Source organism: Geodermatophilus tzadiensis, from assembly GCF_003002915.1.
GTDB lineage: Bacteria > Actinomycetota > Actinomycetes > Mycobacteriales > Geodermatophilaceae > Geodermatophilus > Geodermatophilus tzadiensis.
In genome coordinates this window covers 244,581-264,529 of the sequence record NZ_PVTG01000002.1, presented here as the reverse complement: position 1 = coordinate 264,529, position 19,949 = coordinate 244,581, and the positions used below count along the sequence as shown (strand labels likewise).

General features: G+C 75.1%; 21 protein-coding genes and 1 pseudogene. 11 read left to right on the top strand and 11 right to left on the bottom strand.

From position 1 onward, the window contains the following. Positions 1–1,002, bottom strand: a complete 1,002-nt coding sequence (locus tag LY71_RS04320; protein WP_245887656.1) for a M23 family metallopeptidase — start codon at positions 1,000–1,002, stop codon at positions 1–3. Positions 1,003–1,541: 539 nt separating this feature from the next. Here LY71_RS04320 and LY71_RS04315 point away from each other — a divergent pair. From LY71_RS04315 to LY71_RS04305, 3 genes are all read left to right on the top strand, one after another. After that, the gene (locus tag LY71_RS04315) at positions 1,542–2,720 is read left to right on the top strand and encodes an alcohol dehydrogenase catalytic domain-containing protein (RefSeq protein ID WP_106275721.1); all 1,179 of its coding nucleotides are present in this window, start codon (positions 1,542–1,544) and stop codon (positions 2,718–2,720) included. A gap of 177 nt (positions 2,721–2,897) precedes the next feature. Further along, the gene (locus LY71_RS04310) at positions 2,898–4,112 is read left to right on the top strand and encodes an MFS transporter (RefSeq protein ID WP_106275720.1); all 1,215 of its coding nucleotides are present in this window, start codon (positions 2,898–2,900) and stop codon (positions 4,110–4,112) included. Between the two features lie 37 nt (positions 4,113–4,149). Next, positions 4,150–5,043 carry an oxidoreductase gene (locus LY71_RS04305; protein ID WP_106275719.1) on the top strand — a complete coding sequence of 298 codons (894 nt, stop codon included), beginning with the start codon at positions 4,150–4,152 and terminating at the stop codon, positions 5,041–5,043. A 76-nt stretch (positions 5,044–5,119) separates the two neighbouring features. On the opposite strand, the gene LY71_RS04300 is transcribed toward LY71_RS04305, so the two are convergent. Then, entirely contained in the window at positions 5,120–5,515 is a 396-nt protein-coding gene (locus tag LY71_RS04300) for a hypothetical protein (protein ID WP_106275718.1), read from the bottom strand. A gap of 139 nt (positions 5,516–5,654) precedes the next feature. Between LY71_RS04300 and LY71_RS04295 the strand changes: the two genes are divergently transcribed. Then, entirely contained in the window at positions 5,655–6,611 is a 957-nt protein-coding gene (locus LY71_RS04295; RefSeq protein ID WP_106275897.1) for a DUF808 domain-containing protein, read from the top strand. Positions 6,612–6,621: 10 nt separating this feature from the next. Here LY71_RS04295 and LY71_RS04290 read toward each other — a convergent pair whose 3' ends face one another. The 5 genes from LY71_RS04290 to LY71_RS04275 form a co-directional block, all read right to left on the bottom strand. Next, positions 6,622–8,241, bottom strand: coding sequence for an ABC-F family ATP-binding cassette domain-containing protein (locus LY71_RS04290; RefSeq protein ID WP_106275717.1), 1,620 nt, complete (start codon positions 8,239–8,241; stop codon positions 6,622–6,624). Positions 8,242–8,283: 42 nt separating this feature from the next. Further along, positions 8,284–8,496, bottom strand: coding sequence for a three-helix bundle dimerization domain-containing protein (locus LY71_RS04285; protein ID WP_106275716.1), 213 nt, complete (start codon positions 8,494–8,496; stop codon positions 8,284–8,286). Positions 8,497–8,598: 102 nt separating this feature from the next. After that, positions 8,599–9,024 (bottom strand): DUF1801 domain-containing protein, encoded by a 426-nt coding sequence (locus tag LY71_RS04280; protein WP_106275715.1) that lies wholly within the window; start codon positions 9,022–9,024, stop codon positions 8,599–8,601. 10 nt (positions 9,025–9,034) lie between these two features. Next, on the bottom strand, positions 9,035–9,160 hold the full coding sequence (locus LY71_RS24380; RefSeq protein ID WP_280139226.1) for a hypothetical protein: 126 nt from the start codon (positions 9,158–9,160) through the stop codon (positions 9,035–9,037). A gap of 10 nt (positions 9,161–9,170) precedes the next feature. Continuing rightward, positions 9,171–9,770, bottom strand: coding sequence for a class I SAM-dependent methyltransferase (locus LY71_RS04275; RefSeq protein ID WP_106275714.1), 600 nt, complete (start codon positions 9,768–9,770; stop codon positions 9,171–9,173). A 63-nt stretch (positions 9,771–9,833) separates the two neighbouring features. On the opposite strand from LY71_RS04275, the gene LY71_RS04270 reads away from it, so the two are divergent. Genes LY71_RS04270 through LY71_RS04260 form a run of 3 tightly spaced genes read left to right on the top strand, consistent with a single transcriptional unit; the run spans position 9,834 to position 12,498 of the window. Beyond that, positions 9,834–10,388: a GNAT family N-acetyltransferase gene (locus LY71_RS04270; protein ID WP_170121210.1), complete on the top strand. Its 555-nt coding sequence runs from the start codon at positions 9,834–9,836 to the stop codon at positions 10,386–10,388. 14 nt (positions 10,389–10,402) lie between these two features. Next, entirely contained in the window at positions 10,403–11,476 is a 1,074-nt protein-coding gene (locus LY71_RS04265; protein ID WP_106275712.1) for a winged helix DNA-binding domain-containing protein, read from the top strand. 50 nt (positions 11,477–11,526) lie between these two features. Continuing rightward, positions 11,527–12,498, top strand: coding sequence for an aldo/keto reductase (locus LY71_RS04260; RefSeq protein ID WP_106275711.1), 972 nt, complete (start codon positions 11,527–11,529; stop codon positions 12,496–12,498). 135 nt (positions 12,499–12,633) lie between these two features. On the opposite strand, the gene LY71_RS04255 is transcribed toward LY71_RS04260, so the two are convergent. Together LY71_RS04255 and LY71_RS04250 are read right to left on the bottom strand one after the other, a co-directional pair. Then, positions 12,634–13,563 (bottom strand): ABC transporter substrate-binding protein, encoded by a 930-nt coding sequence (locus LY71_RS04255; protein WP_106275710.1) that lies wholly within the window; start codon positions 13,561–13,563, stop codon positions 12,634–12,636. A 110-nt stretch (positions 13,564–13,673) separates the two neighbouring features. Continuing rightward, complete coding sequence (locus LY71_RS04250) at positions 13,674–14,120, bottom strand: nitroreductase family deazaflavin-dependent oxidoreductase (RefSeq protein ID WP_106275709.1); 447 nt, start codon at positions 14,118–14,120, stop codon at positions 13,674–13,676. Positions 14,121–14,197: 77 nt separating this feature from the next. Here LY71_RS04250 and LY71_RS23955 point away from each other — a divergent pair. Beyond that, positions 14,198–14,707 (top strand): annotated as a pseudogene (locus LY71_RS23955) (dihydrofolate reductase family protein); the annotation flags it as partial. Positions 14,708–14,730: 23 nt separating this feature from the next. On the opposite strand, the gene LY71_RS04240 reads toward LY71_RS23955, so the two are convergent. Further along, complete coding sequence (locus tag LY71_RS04240; RefSeq protein WP_106275708.1) at positions 14,731–15,960, bottom strand: glutathionylspermidine synthase family protein; 1,230 nt, start codon at positions 15,958–15,960, stop codon at positions 14,731–14,733. A 3-nt stretch (positions 15,961–15,963) separates the two neighbouring features. Then, positions 15,964–16,347 (bottom strand): hypothetical protein, encoded by a 384-nt coding sequence (locus LY71_RS04235; protein WP_106275707.1) that lies wholly within the window; start codon positions 16,345–16,347, stop codon positions 15,964–15,966. Positions 16,348–16,474: 127 nt separating this feature from the next. Between LY71_RS04235 and LY71_RS04230 the strand changes: the two genes are divergently transcribed. From LY71_RS04230 to ypfJ, 3 genes are all read left to right on the top strand, one after another. Beyond that, a complete protein-coding gene (locus LY71_RS04230; protein ID WP_106275706.1) occupies positions 16,475–17,320 on the top strand; it encodes a formate/nitrite transporter family protein in 846 nt (281 codons plus the stop codon). A gap of 26 nt (positions 17,321–17,346) precedes the next feature. Then, positions 17,347–18,945 (top strand): helicase HerA-like domain-containing protein, encoded by a 1,599-nt coding sequence (locus LY71_RS04225; protein WP_106275705.1) that lies wholly within the window; start codon positions 17,347–17,349, stop codon positions 18,943–18,945. A gap of 91 nt (positions 18,946–19,036) precedes the next feature. Continuing rightward, the gene (gene ypfJ / locus LY71_RS04220) at positions 19,037–19,948 is read left to right on the top strand and encodes a KPN_02809 family neutral zinc metallopeptidase (RefSeq protein WP_106275704.1); all 912 of its coding nucleotides are present in this window, start codon (positions 19,037–19,039) and stop codon (positions 19,946–19,948) included. Position 19,949: the final 1 nt, after the last annotated feature.

Below are 19,949 nucleotides of genomic sequence, written 5' to 3'. Positions count from 1 at the left end.
CTAGATGGCCACGCCGCGGTCGCGCAGCCACGGGACGGGGTCGATCTTCTCGCCGCCGATCCCGCCGACGTGCACCTCGAAGTGCAGGTGCGGGCCGGTGGACTGGCCCCGGTTGCCCAGCAGCGCGATCGTGTCGCCGGCGCGGACGACCTGTCCGGGCTGCACGAGGATCTCCTCCATGTGCCCGTAGACGGTGACGTCGCCGTTCTCGTGCTGGACGTACACGACGTTGCCGTAGCCGCTGGCCGGGCCGGCCTCCAGGACGACGCCGTCGGCGGCCGCGTACTCGGGGGTGAGCATCGGGGCGGCCAGGTCGATGCCGGCGTGCACGCTGCCCCAGCGGGCACCGAAGCCGCTGGTCAGCCGGGCACCGGCCACGGGGAGCACGGTCCTCGGGCGGGCCGCCTCCGCGGCGGCGGCCGCGGCGGCCTCCGCCGCCACCCGGTCGGCCTCGGCCTGCGCCTCGGCGGCGGCGGCCTGCTCGGCCTCGCGGGCGGTGCGGCTGGCGGTGACCTCGCCGAGCATCACCGCGGCGTCGGACCGGATCGTCGCGGCCCGCGCGTCGGCCGACGGGTCGGTGCCGGCGATGCCGAGCTCCTCGGCCACGCTCACCGAGTGGCTGACCGGCCGGGGGCCGCCGGCCTGCGCGATCCCGCCACCGGCGGTGGAGGCACCGAGGCCCGTGGCACCGACCAGCGCCGCGGCGAGGTAGCAGGCCGCGCGGCGACGCGGGACCCGCAACCGCCGGGGACGGCGCCGCTCGGCGGTGACCTCCGGGGCGGTGGCCGGCCCGGGAGCGGACGACTCGACGTCACCGGGGGCGACGTCACCGGGGGCGACGGCACCGGGGGCGACGGCGGCCAGGGCCTGGGCGTCGGCGGCCTCGACGAGCGCGGCGACGTCGGTGACCGGCTCGGCGGCACGGACCTCGTCGACGACGTCCGCGGGGCGGGCGCCGTCCGCGGCGTCGGCGGCGGTGTCCACGTCGAGGACGACGAGCACCTCGAGCGCCGGCTCCGGGCGCGGGTGCGGCGTCGGTCGGGGACCGGGACGGGGGGCGGGTGGGGCAGCGGCGGTCTCCCCGGACGACGACGCCTCCCCCTGACGTCGCTCCGGGGCCTTCCGCTGGGCCGCCTTCCGGACCAGGAGACGCAGCCGGGAGGGCGACGTCGCCGTGGCCTGCCGGGAGGGTCGGCACGCGGGAGTGCGGGGGTCCCCTCCGTCGTGGAGGCGGTCGGGGTGGAGCTCGGTCATGCACCTGACTTCCGTCGGGGACAGGGACGTCGTGCGGTGCCCGGGGGAGCGGGCGGGGCCCATGTAAACACGCCGTGATGGTTTCGTGATCTGAGAAGGCGGGTAACGAGACTGGGTTCTGTGGCGCAGGCCACTGAGCTGCACGGACGTCGTTCGACGACTCGTCGAACCGGCCTCACCCAGAGTGAGGGACACGCCGCGTGCGCCCCGAACGGGAGCGCGACGAGGCTCACGTGGGGCAGGAGCCCGGAGCGGACCCCCTTGACGAGGAGCTGAGGAGCAGACTCATGCGCGCAGTCACCTGGCACGGACGTGCCGACGTACAGGTCGACACCGTCCCCGACCCGACGCTGCAGGAGGACACCGACGTCATCGTCGAGATCACCTCGAGCGGGATCTGCGGGTCGGACCTGCACCTGATCGAGGTCATGGCGCCGTTCATGACGAAGGGCGACGTCATGGGCCACGAGCCGATGGGCGTGGTGCGCGAGGTCGGCTCCGCGGTGACCGCCGTCAAGCCGGGCGACCGCGTCGTCGTCCCGTTCAACATCTCCTGCGGCACCTGCTGGATGTGCTCGCAGGGTCTGCAGTCGCAGTGCGAGACCACGCAGAACCGCGAGCAGGGCTTCGGCGCCTCGCTGTTCGGCTACACCAAGCTCTACGGGCAGGTGCCCGGCGGCCAGGCCGAGTACCTGCGGGTGCCCTTCGGCAACACCCTGCCCGTCAAGGTCCCCGACGGCCCCTCCGACGACCGCTTCGTCTACCTCTCCGACGTCCTGCCCACCTCGTGGCAGGCGGTGCAGTACGCGGCGACCCCGCCCGGCGGCACGCTGCTGGTGCTCGGCCTGGGCCCGATCGGTGACATGTGCACCCGCATCGCGTCGCACCTCGGCCTGCGCGTGGTGGCCTCCGACGTCGTCCCCGAGCGGCTCGCCCGCGCCTCCGCCCGCGGCACCGAGGTCATCCCCTCCACCGACCAGGACGACGTGGTCGGCGAGATCCGCGAGAAGACCGACGGCCGGGGCGCGGACGCCGTCATCGACGCCGTCGGCATGGAGGCGCACGGCTCCCCGGGTGCGCAGCTCGCCCAGAAGGCGACGGCGATCCTCCCCGACGCGCTCATGGCGCAGGTGATGAAGGTGGCCGGCATCGACCGCCTCGCCGCGTTCAACACCGCCATCGAGGCCGTCCGGCGCGGCGGGACCGTGTCGCTCTCGGGCGTCTACGGCGGCGCCACCGACCCCGTGCCGCTGATGCGCATGTTCGACAAGCAGGTCCAGCTGCGCATGGGGCAGGCCAACGTGTGGCGATGGGTGCCCGACATCCTGCCGCTGCTCGTCGAGGGCGACCCGCTCGGCGTCGACGACTTCGCCACCCACCGGGTCCCCCTCGAGCAGGCGCCGCAGGCCTACGCCGACTTCCGCGAGAAGAAGGACGGCGCGGTCAAGGTGCTGCTGCAGCCCTGACCCCGCGGCCGGGCCCCGGCGCCCCTCCGGGCGCCGGGCCCCGCTGTGAGCAGACCCACGTCGCCCTCGGGGCATGACCGACCCGTCCCGTGGCGATGCACGGAAAGGCACCCGCGCGCCCCGGCCGGACGACGACGTCCGCAGCAGCCGACCACCGTCGTCCCCTGGAGTCCCCCCGTGCCCCGTGCACTGCTCGCCCTGGCCATCGGCGCCTTCGGCATCGGCACCACCGAGTTCGTGGTGATGGGCATGCTGCCCGAGGTCGCCGAGGGTCTCGGTGTCTCGGTGTCGGCGGTCGGCCTGCTGATCTCCGCCTACGCCGTCGGCGTCGTCATCGGCGCCCCCACGCTCACCGCGCTCGGTGTCCGGTTCTCCCCGCGGCAGACGCTGGTCGCGCTGATGGTCGTGTTCACCGTCGGCAACGCGCTCTCGGCGCTGGCACCCACCTACGAGACCCTCGCCGCCGCCCGCGTGCTCACCGCCCTGGCGCACGGCTCCTTCTTCGGCGTCGGCGCGGTCGCCGCCCGCCGGCTGGTCGCCCCCGAGCGGGCCACCCAGGCGATCTCGCTGATGATGGTCGGCCTGACGCTGGCCAACGTCGTCGGCGTCCCGCTGGGCACCTTCGTCGCGCAGCAGACCAGCTGGCGGCTGGTGCTCGGCGGCATCGCCCTGATCGGGCTGGTCACCATCGCCGGGCTGCTCGCGTGGCTGCCGGCCGGCGCGGGCGAGCGCAGCGACCTGCGGTCGGAGGTCGCGGCCTTCCGGCGCGGCCAGGTGTGGCTGGTGCTCGGCCTGACGATGATCGGCTTCGCCGCGCTGTTCGCCGTCTACAGCTACGTCAGCCCGATCCTCACCGAGCTCGGCGGGATCCCCGAGGCCTGGGTGACGCCGGTGCTGGCGCTCTTCGGCGTCGGGACGACCGTGGGCACCCTGGCCGGCGGGCGGCTCGGCGACCGGTACGGCTTCGCCTTCGTCGCGGTCGGCCTGCTGGGCACCGCCGTGCTGCTGGCCGCCTTCGCCTTCCTCGCGCGCTCCCCCGTCGCCGCAGTGGTCCTGCTGGTGCTGTTCGGCACCGTGGCCTTCGCGATGGGACCGGTCGTGCAGAACGGCGTCATCGAGGCCGCGCGCGTGCCCGGCGGCAGCCTGGTCTCGGCGGCCAACCAGGCGGCGTTCAACGTGGCCAACGCGATCGGCGCCGCCCTGGGCGCGGCCGTCATCTCCGCGGGGCTGGGCTACACCGCGCCGATGTGGGTGGGTGCCGTGCTGGCGGTGGCCGGGGCCGGGCTGGCCGTGGTGGCTCGCCGCGCCGACCGCCGCGAGACCGCGCGGGTCGCCGCCGACGTCCGGCAGTGGGAGGAGACCGTCGGCGAGCCGATGGGCCGCGCCGCCTGAGCGCGCGTGGGGCGGCCCGCGCGGGTAGGAGCCGGGCATGACGACGACGACCGCCGAACGGTCAGGACAGTTCACGCTCGGGGACCGCACGGTCAACCGGATCGGCTACGGGGCGATGCGGCTGTCCGGCCCCGACATCATGGGGCCGCCGGCCGACCGCGCGGCCGCCGTCGCCGTGCTGCGCCGGGCCGTCGAGCTCGGCGTGGACCACCTCGACACCAGCGACTACTACGGCCCGCACGTGACCAACGAGGTCATCCGCGAGGCGCTGCACCCCTATCCGGAGCAGCTGACCATCGTGACCAAGGTCGGTGCCCGGCGGACGCCCGACGGCGGGTGGCCCGAGGCGCTCTCCCCCGACGAGCTGCGCTCCGCGGTGCAGGACAACCTCGACCACCTCGGCCTCGACGTGCTCGACGTGGTCAACCTGCGGATGCCCGGCTTCGACGCACCGGTGGAGCGCTCGCTCGCCGAGCCGTTCGAGGCCCTCGCCGAGCTGCAGCAGCAGGGGCTGATCCGCCACCTCGGCGTCTCCAACGTGACGACGCAGCAGTTCGCCGAGGCGCGGTCGATCGCCCCGGTGGTGTGCGTGCAGAACCACTACAACCTCGTGCACCGCGACGACGACGCGATGGTCGACGCGCTGGCCCGCGAGGGCATCGCCTACGTGCCGTTCTTCCCGCTCGGCGGGTTCACGCCGCTGCAGTCGGCGGCGCTGGAGACCGTGGCCCGGCGGCTGGAGACCACGCCGATGCAGGTGGCGCTGGCCTGGCTGCTGGCTCGCTCGCCGAACCTGCTGCTCATCCCCGGCACCTCGTCGGTGACCCACCTGGAGGAGAACCTGCAGGCCGGGGCGCGGGTGCTCGGGCCGGTGGAGCTGCAGGAGCTCGACCGCATCGGCGGCACCGGCGAGCCCGACGTCGACCTGTGAAGGACCCCCGGGCCCCCCACCCCTCGCTCCGCTCGCGGCGGGGCCCTGCACGGGGGCCGTTCCAGCGGCCGAGGGCTCAGTCCGCGTCGTTCGCCAGCAGGGCGCGGGCCTCGGCGGCCTCGTCGTCGTCGAAGCCGACGGCGCCACGGGTGCCGCGCTGGGCGACCTGGGCGTCGATCCACCGGCGGTGCGCCTCCCACGCCGACTGGCGGGTGGCGCCCAGGGCCCGGCCGATCTGCGCCCAGGAGGCGCCGGTGGTGCGGGCCGTGCGGACGGTGAGCTGACGCCCCTGGGTGGCCCGCCGCGCGATCACCTCGCCGAGAGCCAGCAGCTCCAGGGACTCCTCGCGCGACAGCGGCCGCGGGCCGGCCGGGTCCTCGGGGTCGGCGAGCGACTCCCGGGTGCGCAGCTCCTCGTACCGGAGGACCGCGCTGCCCAGCGTGTGCGCGCGTTCCAGGTCGTCGACGTCCACGACCCAGCGTCCGTCAGGAGGACCTGACAGTCAAGGCGTCCTGACGGAGGTGTGACGCCCGCCCGCGCGGGGCACGGCCCGACCCACCACCATGACGGTGCGCAGCACGTCGGTGCTGCCCGAGCGGAAGGACCCTCCCGTGGCCGGTGGACTCGTGGCCCTGTTCGACGACGTGGCGCTGCTGGCGCGCGCCGCCGCTGCCTCCATCGACGACGTCGGGGCCGCTGCCGGCCGGGCGAGCGTGAAGGCCGCCGGTGTCGTCGTCGACGACACCGCGGTCACCCCGCAGTACGTGCAGGGCCTGTCCGCCGACCGCGAGATCCCGATCATCCGGAAGATCGCCCTCGGGTCGCTGCGCAACAAGCTGCTGATCATCCTCCCGGCGATCCTGCTGCTCAGCCAGTTCCTGCCCTGGCTGCTCACCCCGATCCTCATGGTCGGCGGCGCCTACCTGTGCTACGAGGGCGCCGAGAAGGTGTGGCACAAGATCCACGGCGGCCACGACGAGCACGCGTCGGCAGAGGAGGCGATGCCGGACGAGAAGACGATCGTGACCGGGGCCGTGCGCACCGACTTCATCCTGTCGGCGGAGATCATGGTCATCTCGCTCAACGAGGTGGCCAGCGAGGGCTTCTGGTCCCGCGCCGTCATCCTCGCGGTCGTCGGGGTGCTGATCACCGTCCTGGTCTACGGCGTCGTCGGGCTGATCGTGAAGATGGACGACGCGGGGCTGCGGCTGTCCCAGTCGTCGAAGAAGGGCGTCGCCGGGCTCGGCCGCGGCCTGGTGAAGGGGATGCCCCGGCTGCTCACCGCCCTCACCGTGGTCGGCACCGCCGCGATGCTGTGGGTCGGCGGCCACATCCTGCTGGTGGGCAGCGACGAGCTCGGCTTCCACGCCCTCTACGGCGCCCTGCACCACGTGGAGGAGGCCGTGCACGAGGCCACCGGCGCCCTGGGCGGCGTCCTCGCGTGGGTGGTCGACACGCTCGCCAGTGCGCTGGTGGGCCTCGTCGTCGGCGCCCTCGTCGTGCTGGTCGTGAGCCTCACGCTGCACCGGCGCAAGAACTCCGGCGCGGCCGCCACCACGACGCACTGACCCTCGCGGCTCAGCGGGCGCGGGCGACCCGTGCCTCGTCGAAGACCGGCTCGGCCGACTCGTACACCCGGCCGTCGGCGCCGAAGACGAGGAACCGGTCGAACGAGCGGGCGAACCAGCGGTCGTGGGTCACCGCGAGCACCGTGCCGTCGAACGCGGCCAGCGCCTCCTCCAGCGCCTCGGCGGAGAGGACGTCGAGGTTGTCGGTCGGCTCGTCGAGCAGCAGCAGCGTCGCGCCGGAGAGCTCCAGCATCACCACCTGCAGCCGCGCCTGCTGACCGCCGGACAGGGTGCGGAAGGGCTGGTCGGCGACGGGGGTGAGCCCGTAGCGGCGCAGCACCGCCATGGCGCGGCCGCGGTCCACGCCCGGCCGGCCCGGTTCGCCGTGCCAGAGCAGGTCGACCGGCGTCCGGTCCAGCCACTCCGGGTGGGCGTGGGTCTGGGCGAAGAACCCCGGGACGACGCGCGCACCCAGCCGCCACGCACCCGAGTGCGCGACGTCCTGGCCGGCCAGCAGCCGCAGGAAGTGCGACTTGCCCGCGCCGTTCGCGCCGAGGACGCCGACCCGGTCGCCGTACCAGACCTCCAGGTCGAAGGGCCGCATCAGCCCGGACAGCTCCAGCTGCTCGGCCACGACCGCCCGGACCCCGGTGCGCCCGCCGCGCAGCCGCATGGTGACCTCCTGCTCCGGCGGCCTCTCCGGCGGCGGGCCCTCGGCCTCGAACTTCGCCAGCCGGGTCTGCATCGCCCGGTACCGGCTGGCCATGTCCGGGGAGTTGGCCGCCTGCTGCTGCAGCGTGCGCACCAGGTCGACCAGCCGCTGGTGCTCCTCGTCCCAGCGCCGGCGCAGCTCGGCCATCCGCTCGTGCCGCGCCGTGCGCGCCTCGGGGTAGCCGGCGAACCCGCCGCCGTGCACCCACGCCGTCCCGCCCTCGACGGTGACCACCCGGTCGGCGACGGTCGCGAGCAGCTCGCGGTCGTGGCTGACGAACAGCACCGTCTTGCGGGTCTCGCCCAGCCGCTGCTCGAGCCAGCGCTTGCCCGGCACGTCGAGGTAGTTGTCCGGCTCGTCGAGCAGCAGCACCTGCTCCGGCCCGCGCAGCAGCGCCTCGAGCGCCAGCCGCTTCTGCTCGCCACCCGACAGCGTCGACAGCTCGCGGTACTTGCACCGGTCGTAGGGCACGCCCAGGGCGGCGACGGTCACGGTGTCCCAGGTGACCTCGGTGTCGTACCCACCGACGTCGCCCCACTGCGCGAGCGCGTCGGCGTAGGCGAGCTGCGCGGGCTCGTCGTCGGTCTCCATGAGGGCGAGCTCCGCGGCCTCGACGGCGTCCCAGGCGGCCCGCACCGCGGGGGCGGCGAGGTCGACGAGGAAGCGCTGCACGGTGGTGTCGTCGCGCACCGAGCCGATGAACTGCCGCATCACGCCCAGGCCGCCGCTGCGCGCGACGGTCCCCGCCTCGGGGACGAGGTCGCCGGCGATGATCCGCAGCAGCGTGGTCTTGCCGGCGCCGTTCTCGCCGACCAGCGCCGCGCGGGCACCCTCCCCCACCCGGAAGGAGACGTCGTCCAGCAGCACCCGGCCGTCCGGCAGCGTGTGCCGGACCCCGCTCACGTCGACCGATCCCACCCGGTCATCGTCCGGGAGGGGGCAAGCGGGTTGCGGGAGGGCTCAGGCGACCGACTGCAGACGGGTACGGGCCAGCCGCTCGACCATCTCGGGCAGCGCGGTCACCGGGACGCCGCTGAGGTCACGCCGGCACGAGGCGACCACCGTGCCCACGACCTGCGGTCGCAGCCGCGGGCGGAACTCCTCCACGAGGCGGGCGACCGCCTCGTCGACGGAGGCGTCGGCGGCGGCGGTGTACTCGACGGTCGCGGTCATGCGGGGGCGGGGCCTCTCGTCCGTTCTCGTTTCGTTACAGCGGGAACCAGCCTGGCGTTCCCGCCGCGCGCGCACCAGGGACCAAGGTCCACCCGGTGGCGGTCACCAGGTGAAGAACTCGTTACGGCGGTCGGCGGTCGTGGCCGCGGCCTCCCGGACCAGGGCGGCGAGCTCACCGGCGTCGACACGGTCCAGGGAGGTGAACCGGACGCAGCTGCGTCCGCACGACACCCGCCCGAGCCGCTCCGCGCGCGCCTCCGGCAGGTACGCGCCGTCGACGACCGCGCAGACGTACAGCGACAGGTGCCGCTTCTGCGCGGCGAGGGACACCAGCGGCCACCGCGTGGTCTCCTTCGCCGAGCGCGGCCGGTAGGGCAGCAGCCCGTAGCCGAGCACGGTCCCCGACCCGGCCGGGACCAGCTCGCGGTCCAGGCCGGGTGCGGCCTCGCGCACCAGCGCGTCGACCCGGCGCAGCTCCGTCTCGCGCGGCCCGGCCGCGGCGAACCACTCCTCGATCGCGTCGGTCACGACGGCCTCCTCACCCGAGCAGGAGGGACAGCACGGTCGCGGCCGTGGCCAGCACCATCGCCAGCACGACCACGGCGGCCACCAGCCGCCGCCGGCGGCGGGCCCCCGGCCCGCCGGCCCCACCCATCCCCAGCACGGGCGGCACGCTACCGCCGGCCACCGACGGGACCGGCCGGCCGCCGTCCCCACAGCAGGGTGTCCAGCGCGGTGCCCGCCGGTGTCCCGCGGGTCACCTGCTCCAGCCGGTCGACGTCCAGCAGCTCCGCCACCGGCGCCAGCCGGTCGGTGCTGTGCAGGATCGCCGGGTCCTGCGGGCCGCCGACGCCGGCGGTGGGGTTGTCGACGTCGTGGCCGAGCAGCAGGAACCGCCCGCCCGGGCGCAGCCAGCCGACCGCGCGGCGCAGCACGTCGGTCATCGGCGGGTCCGGCAGGTGCAGGTAGGCGACGAGCACCAGGTCGGCGGACGCGGGCGCGGCGTCCCAGGCGGTGACGTCGGCGGTCACCCAGGTGACCCGGTCGGCGCCCGGCTGCGCCTGCCCGCGGGCCAGGCCGGTGGCGGAGAAGTCGACGGCGGTGACCCGCCAGCCGCGGCCGGCCAGCCACAGCGCGTGCCGCCCCTCCCCCGCCGCCAGGTCGACCGCGGTCCCCGGCGGCAGGTCCCGCAGCAGCTCGGCGACCAGCGCGTTCGGGTCGGCCGACCACTGCTGGCGCTCGGCGTAGCGGGCGTCCCAGTCCTCGGCGCGCACGCCCGCGAGTGTGGCAGCGCCCGAGCCCGTGCACCCTCCGGGCGGGCGGGTCAGGCTGGACCGGTGAGCGCCGACGCGTCGGTCCGGCTGGTGCCGTTCGAGCCCGAGCACCTCCTCGCCGTCCTCCCCTGGTTCGACGACCCCGACACGCGGCGCCGGCTGGGCGGGCCGGAGTGGCCCGAGCGGGAGCTCGCGCTGCGCAACGCCGCGCGGGAGGAGGAGTTCCGCGGCCGCCGGGTGCTGCGCTCGCACACCTTCGTCGCGCTCGACGACGACGGCCGTCTCGTCGCGCAGGTCGGGGGCGACGTCTACGACCGGTGGACCGTCTGGGACCCGGCGGGCGAGCGGGTGGTGTCGGCCGACCCGCGGCGCAGCATGGGCGCCGCGTACGTCGTCGCGCCGGGCTGCCGCGGGCAGGGGTACGGCAGCGCGACCCTGCGGGCGCTGGTGGACGCCCCGGAGACCGCCGACGTCGAGCTGTTCGTGCTGGGCATCGAGCCGGACAACGCCGCCAGCCTCGGCGCCGCCGCGGCCGCCGGCTTCACCCCGCTGACCACCGAGCCCGACGCCGAGGACATGGTCTACGTGCGCCGCGAGCGCCGGCCGTCGTCCCCCTGAGGCAGGCTGCGGGCATGACCGTGCCCCGCGTGTCGTCCCGGGAGGTCGCGCTGCTGCGGCTGGTGGCCCAGCGGGTGGCCGGCCCGCCGTTCCCCGACGCCGCGGCCGCCGTCCGCGGGCTGCTCGCCGTCCAGGGGCAGGACCTGCCCGGCGCGCTGACGTCGGTGGCGCTGCGGACCGCCGGCCGGTCGCGGGCCGGCGTCACGGCGGCGCTGGACGCCGGGGACGTCGTCCGCTCGTGGCCGATGCGCGGCACGCTGCACCTGACCGCCGCCGAGGACCTGCCCTGGCTGCTCGACCTGCTCGGCGAGCGCGTGCTGTCCGGGGCGGCGAAGCGGCGGGCCGTCGTCGGGCTCACCCTCGAGGACCTGGAGCGGGCCCGCGAGGTGGCGGTCGCCGCCCTGTCCGGCGGCCGCCGGCTCGGCCGCCGGGAGCTGCTGGCCGCGCTGGCCGACGGCGGCTGCGACGTCGCCGGGCAGAAGGGCTACCACTCGCTGTGGTTCCTCGCCCAGACCGGCACGCTCGTCCTCGGCCCCACCGAGGGCACCGACCAGGCCTTCGTGCTGCTCGACGAGTGGGTGCGCGCGCCCCGCCGGCTCGCCGGCGAGGAGGCACTGGCCGAGCTCGCGCTGCGCTTCTTCACCGGGCACGGCCCGGCGACGGTCGCCGACCTGGTCCGCTGGGCCGGGACGACGGTGCGCGACGCGCGGGCGGGCCTCGCGCTCGTGCGCGACCGGCTGGGAACCGTCGACGTCGAGGGCACCGAGGCGTTCCTGGACCCGGAGGTGCCCGAGCGGCTGGCCGCCTGCCGCGCGGAGGCCGAGGGTCTGCACCTGCTCCCCGGCTTCGACGAGGTCGTCCTGGGCTACGCCGACCGCTCCTGCACGGTGCCGCCGGAGTTCGCCGACCGCATCGTCCCGGGTGGCAACGGGGTCTTCCGGTCCACGGTCGTGGTCGGCGGGCGGGCGGTGGGCACCTGGCGGTGGACCGGCACGGGCGCCCGCCGCCGGGTCGAGGCCGAGCCGTTCACCGCGTTCCCCGAGGGCGTGGCCGACCGCGTCGGGGAGCTGGCCGCCGTCCTGCCCTGAGCGCTCGCCGCCGGGAGGCGACCCCGGGGTCACCGGGGAAGGGTGGGGGCATGGAGTACCTGCGCCTGGGCGCCACCGGCCTGGAGGTCTCGCGGATCTGCCTCGGGATGATGAGCTTCGGCGAACCCGGGCGCGGGGCGACGCCGTGGAGCCTCCCCGAGGACGAGGCGATGCCGCTGGTCCGGAAGGCGCTCGAGGCAGGCGTCACCGTCCTCGACACCGCGAACGTCTACTCGGGCGGCTCCAGCGAGGAGATCACCGGGAAGGCGATCCGCGAGTTCACCACCCGGGACGACGTCGTGCTGGCCACCAAGGTGCACGGCCGGATGCGGCCCGGCCCCAACGGCGGTGGCCTGTCCCGCGTGGCGATCCTGCGGGAGCTCGAGGCGAGCCTGCGCCGGCTGCAGGTGGACCACGTCGACCTGTACCAGATCCACCGCTGGGACCCCGCCACGCCGATCGAGGAGACCCTCGAGGCACTCGACGCGTGCGTGCGGTCGGGGAAGGTGCGCTACCTGGGCGCCAGCAGCATGTGGGCCTGGCAGTTCGGCAAGGCGCTGCACACCGCCGGCGAGCGCGGCTGGCACCGGTTCGTGTCGATGCAGGACCACTACAACCTGCTCAACCGCGAGGAGGAGCGGGAGATGCTCCCGCTGTGCGCCGACCAGGGGATCGGCGTCCTCCCGTGGAGCCCGCTGGCCCGCGGCCGGCTCACCCGCGACTGGGACGAGACGACGCACCGCTCGGCCAACGACCGGTTCGGCAGCCGCCTCTACGACGAGCGCAGCGACCGGGCGATCGTCGGGCGGGTCGCGGAGGTCGCCGCCGAGCGCGGCGTCCCGCGGGCGCAGGTGGCGCTGGCCTGGCTGCTGGCCAAGCCGGTGGTCACCGCCCCGATCGTCGGGGTGACGAGGGAGTCGCACCTCGACGACGCGGTCGCCGCGGTGGACCTGCGTCTCACCGACGACGAGGTCGCCCGCCTCGAGGAGCCCTACACCCCGCACGCCGTCGTCGGGTTCTGACGCGGGTCACGTCCCCGCCACCGGGGTCGGACGGCGACCCCGAGCGCGCCCTCCAGGGGCGTTGCTCGTGCACTGGGGGTGCTGCCGGACCCCGGGAGCGCGAGGAACGCCCCCGGAGGCCGGACGGCGGCTGCCTCAGAGCCGGCCCGCGAGCTCCTCGAGGTCGTCGAGCACCAGGTCGGCACCGATCGGGCCCAGCGCCAGGAACCAGCGGTCGTCGCTGACCTCGACGGCGCGCCCCTCCTGCACGGCGGGGATCGCGCCCCACAGCGGACCGGCGGTGACCTGGTCGGCGGCCGCCGAGCCGTCCGCGCCGTAGGCCGCGTGGAACAGCAGGTCGCCGTCGGCGGAGGTGATCTGCTCGGGCGAGACCTCGACGAAGGTCTCGGCAGTGCGCTGCAGCTCCGGCCGGGCGAAGCCCACGTCGGCGAGGACCGAGCCGATGAACGAGCCCTCGCCGTAGAGCCGGACCAGCGTGCCGTCGAGGAAGCGCACGACGCTCACCTCGGTGGCCGCCGGGTCGCCGTAGAGCCCGCCGACCTCCTCGGCCCGCGCGGTGTACTCGTCGAGCAGCGCCCGGGCGTCGTCGGGGCGGCCCAGCGCCTCCCCCGCGAGCAGCAGGTTCTCCTGCCAGCTCTCCCCGATGGACTCGGCGAACACCGTCGGCGCGATCGCGGCGAGCTGCTCGTAGAGGTCCTCGTGGCGCACCTGGTTGGACAGGATCAGGTCGGGCTCGAGCGCCGCGATCGCCTCCAGGTCGGGCTCGGCGATGGTGCCCACGGTCGTGATGTCGGCGGCCTCGACCCCGGCGTCCTCGATGTAGGCCGGCAGCGCCTCGCTGACGTCGGTGCGGACCGCGCCCACCGGGGTGACGCCGAGGGCGAGCGCCGCGTCGAGCTCACCGGTGTCGAGGACGACGACCCGCTCGGGGGTGCCGGCGACCTCGCTCTCCCCCATCGCGTGCTCGACGGTGCGGGTCTCCTCCGCGGGCACCGCCTCGGCCGCCTCACCGGTGCCCCCGCACCCGCCCAGCGCCAGCGCGCCGAGCACCGCACCCGTCACCATGGCGGGTCCCCGCCGTCCCCAGAGCACCCTCGCCCTCCCTCCGGTCGCCGGACCGTCCGGCGACCGGAGAGAAACTTAGGGCAGCCTTGCCTGAGTCGACGTGCCGGGGGTCACGACCTGCGCTCGACGAGGAACACCGGGATGACCCGGTCGGTCTTGCGCTGGTACTCGGCGTAGGGCGGGTAGGCGGCAACCGCGCGCTCCCACCACAGCGCCTTCTCCTCGCCGGTGATCTCCCGGGCGACGCCGTCCCACGGCTCCGGGCCGTCCTGGACGGTCACCTGGTCGGGGTGCGCGCGCAGGTTGGCCACCCAGGCAGGGTCCTTCGGCGCCCCACCCTGCGAGCCCACCATCGCGTAGACGCCGCCCTCCTCCACCCGCATGAGCGGCTGCTTGCGGACCTTGCCGGTCCGCGCCCCGCGCGTGGAGAAGACCACCACGGGCAGGCCGGTGTCGAGCAGCGTGTTGGCCTCCCGGCCCCCGGTGGCCTCGTAGCGCTCCACCTGCTCGCGCACCCACTGCTGCGAGCTGGGCTCGTACTCCCCTTCGAGTGGCATGTGCCCGACCGTAGGACCGATGACTCCTCGCCGCCGCCCCGGTCTCCCCTGTCCCCGCCCCCCGACAGAGGAGTCCCGTGGGTCGCCTGGTCGTCACCCAGGACGTCACCGTCGACGGCGTCGCCGAGGTGCTCGGCGACTGGTTCGCCACGCAGGAGGCGGACGCCGGCGACCAGCTCGCCGTCGTCCGCGAGCACATGGCCGCCCAGACGGTGTTCCTCGTCGGGCGGCGCACCTTCGAGGACCTGCGCGGCTACTGGCCGCGGCAGACCGGCGACACCACCGGCATCTCCGCGCACCTCGACGCGGTCGAGAAAGCCGTCGTGTCGCGCACGCTCACCGACCCCGGCTGGCCGGACACCACCGTGCTGTCCGGCGACCCGGTCGAGGAGGTGCGCCGGCTGGTGGCCGCCCGGGACGGCGAGGTGGGGGTGACCGGCAGCATCCGGCTGTGCCACGCGCTGATCGGCGCGGGACTGGTCGACGAGTACCGGCTGTTCGTCTTCCCGCGGGTGCTCGGTCGCGGCCGGCGCCTGTTCCCCGACGGCGTCGACGTGCGGCTGCGCGCCACCGGGAGCCGCACCTTCCGCTCCGGGATCTCGCTGCTGACCTACCGGCCGGAGTGGTCGATGGTGTGCGGCACGAAGAAGCTGAGGTTGTCGGTGATCAGGCCGTCGCTCTCGCGGATGCCGAGGCCGGCCGGCTCGCCGTCGACCACCCAGGCGCCCAGCACCGGGTGGTGCGGCCCGTCGACGCCGGCGAAGTCCGGCAGCTCCGCGAGCTCCTGGACGACGAACCCCTCGGTGCCGTACCGGCCCGGCATCGCGGTGACCACCTGGCCGTCGCGGACGATCTCGACGTTGGCGCCCTCGCGGCCCCACAGCGGCTTGCGCACGTAGTCCCGCCAGCTGGACGGCATCTCGTCGGCGAAGTAGGCGGGCAGCAGCAGCGGGGAGAGCACCGGGTCGCCGCCGAAGAGCCGCCACAGCACCGGCAGCAGCGCCTTGGTGCTCCACAGCATCTTGTAGACCGGCTCGACCCAGGTGGTGCCGCCGGGCCGGGCGGCGTCGGCGAGGACGGCGGCGCCGAACTCGTCCTCGATCAGCCACTCCCAGGGGTAGAGCTTGAAGACGACGTCGAGGTGGCGGCCCTGCGGGTCGTAGAAGCGGCCGTCGCCGTCGTCGAGCGCGATGTCCTCGACCACCAGCTCGACCGCCTCGTACCCGGCCTGCACGACGGTGTCCATGAGGTAGGCGACGGTCATCCGGTCCTCGCCGGAGGTCTCCTCGCTGGTCCACGCCAGGTGCACCCGCGGGCGGACGCCGGTGCGCCGCTCCCACCGGGTGAGGTTGCGCTGCCAGGCGGCGACCAGCTTCTCGTGCAGTGCGTTCCACTGGTCGCGGCCCTGCCCGGTGAACAGGTGCCAGTTCCACTGGGTGACCGCCGACTCGACCAGCCCGGTCGGGGTGTCGGCGTTGAACTCCAGCAGCCTCGGCGGGCCGGAGCCGTCGTAGCGCAGGTCGAAGCGGCCGTAGACGCTGGGCGGCTCGGTCTCCCAGGTGGTGCGGATGCCCGAGCGGGCGATGAGCGGGATGCCCATCCGGTCGAACAGGTCGTGCTCGACGACGTGGTCGCCCGCGGCCACGCACATCTCGAAGAGCTGGGCCACCCAGCCCTCCAGCCGGGCGACCTCGGCGGAGGTGAAGTCGTAGAAGGGGCCCTCGCGCCAGTAGCTGCGCACCTCACCGCCGGGCAGGTGGGTCCGGTTGTAGACCAGCCCCTGGGCCTCGACCTCGGCCTCCCACCCGGGCCGGACGACACCGCCCTCGACGCGCCGCACGGCTCAGGAGCCGGAGCCCGAGCCGCCGGCGCCCGAGCCGATCCCGCCGGTCACCCGCTGGCCGCCGGTGACCTTGCCGGTGCCGGGCAGCCCGTAGCGCTGCCGGGCCGCGGTGTCCGCGGGGTTCACGCGGGTGCCGCCGGCGGGCAGCACGGTGCCGACCGGCAGGCCGGGGCGGAAGGCGCCGAGGTAGAGGAAGAACAGCCCGCCGCCGCCGCGGTAGTCGTCGTCGCAGTAGTCGTCGTCGACGATCTCGCCGTCCTCGTTGGTGCAGTAGGCGACCTGCTCCTCCTCGTCCTCGGTGCCGCAGCCGGCGAGGAAGCCGGTGGCGGCGGTCGCCAGGACCGTCGTGGTCAGGGCGCCGCGCACCCGGTTCGAGAACGCCATGGACCCCTCCCGGCTCGGTGGACGCCCCGACCCTAGGGCCATGCCCGCCCCGCGATCGTCCCCGGGCGGCGCGGACGATCCCGTACCGCTAGCGTCCGGGGCGACGCCGAGTCCCCGGGGAGGCGCGATGACCGCCAAGGAGCCCGCCGAGATCGCACGGGTCGCCAGCTCCACCGGCGCCAAGAAGGTGCACCGCACCTGGGACCGGGTGCTGGTGAGCGCCTTCCTCGCCGGCGCCTACATCTCCTTCGGGGCGCTGGTCGCGATCACCGTGTCCTCGGGGCTGGCCGCCGAGACCTGGGGCACGCTGCCCACGCTGTTCATGGGCGCGGCCTTCACCCTCGGCCTGGTGCTCGTGCTGATCGCCGGGTCCGACCTGGCCACCGGCAACATGATGCTGGTCCCGCTGGGGGCGATGAACGGCAAGCTCGGCCTCGGCGACGTCGTCCGCAACCTCACGCTGGTGCTGCTGGGCAACCTGCTCGGCGCGCTGTTCGTCGCCTACTTCCTCGCCGTCTCCACCGGCGTGATCGGGGACCCGGAGAGCACCGGCAGTGCGGGACTGACCTTCGCCCGGCTGGCGGAGATCGCCGACGGCAAGACCCACCACACCGCGTGGGAGACGTTCCTGCGGGGCGTCGGGTGCAACTGGCTGGTCTGCCTGGCGGTGTGGATGTCGCTGGCGTCCTCGAGCGTCTCGGGCAAGATCCTGGCGGTCTTCTTCCCGGTCATGGCCTTCGTCGCGATGGGCTTCGACCACGTCGTCGCCAACATGTTCTTCCTGCCCGCGGCGGTGTTCGCCGGCGTCGAGGGCGCGAACTGGGGCGACACCCTGACCAACTGGCTGCTGGCCGGTGCCGGCAACCTGGTCGGCGCGGTCGTGTTCGTCGGCACGTCGTACTGGTACCTGTTCCTGCGCGACCAGCCCGACGCCGACCCGCACACCGCCGCGGAGCCGGCGGAGCGCGCCTGAGACCCACCGTCGCTACGGTCGCCGGCGTGAGCCAGCCCAGTGCCACCCCGACACCCGACGACGACGCCGCGGCCGCCGCGGCCCGCATCGCGGCCGGCTACGCCGTGGAGGGCCCGGCCCTCGACCTCGGCGCCGTGCACGCCGGCGGGCGGACCCACCCGGACGCGCAGGTGCGGCTGCCGCTGTCGGTGCTCAACCGGCACGGCCTCATCGCCGGGGCCACCGGCACCGGCAAGACCCGGACGCTGCAGCTCATGGCCGAGCAGCTGTCGGCGGCCGGGGTGCCGGTCGTGCTGGCCGACCTCAAGGGCGACCTGGCGGGCCTGGCCCGGCCCGGGGAGGCCGGCGAGCGGGTGAGCCGGCGCGCGGCCGACACCGGCGACCCCTGGCAGCCCACCGGGTTCCCCGTCGAGTACCTGGCCCTCGGCGGCCTGGGCACCGGCGTGCCGGTGCGGGCCACGGTCACCGACTTCGGCCCGGTGCTGCTCAGCAAGGTGCTCGACCTCAACGCCACCCAGGAGAGCTCGCTGGGCCTGGTCTTCCACCACGCCGACGCCGCCGGCCTGCCGCTGCTCGACCTGGCCGACCTGCGCGCGCTGCTCACCTGGCTGACCAGCCCCGAGGGCAAGGAGGAGCTGGCCGGCCTCGGCGGGCTGTCCAAGGCGACGGCCGGGGTGGTCCTGCGCGAGCTCGTGGCGCTGGAGGACCTCGGCGGCGACGTGTTCTTCGGCGAGCCCGCCTTCGACCCCGACGACCTCATCCGCACCGCGCCCGACGGCCGCGGCGTCATCAGCGCCATCGAGCTGCCGGCCGTCGCCGACCGGCCGGCGCTGTTCTCCACCTTCCTGGTGTGGCTGCTCGCCGAGCTGTTCGAGCAGCTGCCCGAGGTGGGCGACCTCGACCGGCCGAAGGTGGTCTTCTTCCTCGACGAGGCGCACCTGCTCTTCCGCGGCGCGAGCAAGGCCTTCCTCACCGCGGTCACCCAGACCGTGCGGCTGATCCGGTCCAAGGGCGTCGGCGTCTTCCTCGTCACCCAGCAGCCCACCGACGTCCCCTCCGACGTGCTCGGCCAGCTGGGCAACCGGGTGCAGCACGCGCTGCGCGCCTTCACGCCCGAGGACGCCGACGCGCTGAAGAAGACGGTCCGGACGTTCCCCCGCAGCGACGTCTACGACGACGTGGCCGGCCTGCTCACGTCGCTGGGCACCGGCGAGGCGGCGGTCACCGTGCTGTCCGAGCGCGGCGCACCCACCCCGCTGGCGTGGACGGTGCTCCGGGCGCCGCGGGCCGGCATGGGCGCCGTGCCGGCGGGGGAGATGGCCGCGGCCGTGGCCGCCTCGCCGCTGCAGCCGCGCTACGGCACCGCCGTCGACCGCGAGTCGGCGCGCGAGCTGCTCGCCGCCCGGCTCGCGCCCCCGCCGGCGGCACCGCGGGCGGAGCCGGTCCCGCGGGAGGAGCCGGCGCCCCGGCGACGGCGCGGGCGAGCCGAGGAGCCCGAGGACGGCGGCGTGCTCGCCGACGTCATGGGCTCCCCGGTGTTCCGCTCCTTCGCGCGCTCGGCGGCCTCGGCGCTGGGCCGCGAGCTCACCCGCGGCCTGTTCGGCACCCGCCGCCGGCGCCGCTGAGCCCCCGGGGTCCGGGCGGGCCCGGGTCGCGGCGCCGCGGAGCCGGTGGCACCGTCGGTCCGCGGACCGGAGCGGGGAGGACGGCGACACCATGCGGTACAGGGAGGGCGGGCGGCTCGACACGTCGCACGTCCAGGACCGTCGGCGCGGGGGCGGCCTGGGCGGCGGCCGGGGGCTGGCCGTCGGCGGCGGCGGGCTCGGGCTGGTCGGCGTCCTCGTCGTCGTGCTGTTCCAGGTCCTCGGCGGGGGCGGCAGCGGCGCGGCCCTCGGGGCGCTGGCCGGGCTGCGCGAGGGCGAGACGGCCGACAACGCCGCGCTCGAGCAGTCCTGCGACGAGACCGGTGACGCCAACGACTCGGTCGAGTGCGCCGTGGTCGCCGACATCGACTCCATCCAGGACTACTGGTCGCAGGAGCTCGGCGCGCAGTACGTGCCCACCGACACCATCTACTTCTCCGGCCAGACGCCCACCGGCTGCGGCGGCGCCACCAGCGGCTCGGGCCCGTTCTACTGCCCGGCCGACTCGCTGGTGTACATCGACCTGTCGTTCTTCGACACGCTGCGCTCGCAGTTCGGCGCCGAGGGCGGGGCGTTCCCCAACGCCTACGTGCTCGCCCACGAGTACGGCCACCACGTGCAGAACTTGCTGGGCGCCAACCGGCTGGTGACGCCCGGTGAGACCGGCCCGACCAGCGGCACCGTGCGGCTGGAGCTGCAGGCCGACTGCTACGCCGGCGCCTGGGCCCACCACGCGGAGACCGTGCCCGACGCCTCGGGCGCACCGCTGATCGAGGAGATCACCCAGGACGACGTCGACCGCGCCCTGGACACCGCCGGCCGGATCGGCGACGACTTCATCCAGGCGAACCTCGGCGGAGGCACCGTGGACCAGGACACCTTCACGCACGGCTCGTCGGAGCAGCGCCAGCGCTGGTTCCTCACCGGGTACGAGACCGGTGACCCGGCGCAGTGCGACACCTTCGCCACCGACGACCTGGGCTGAG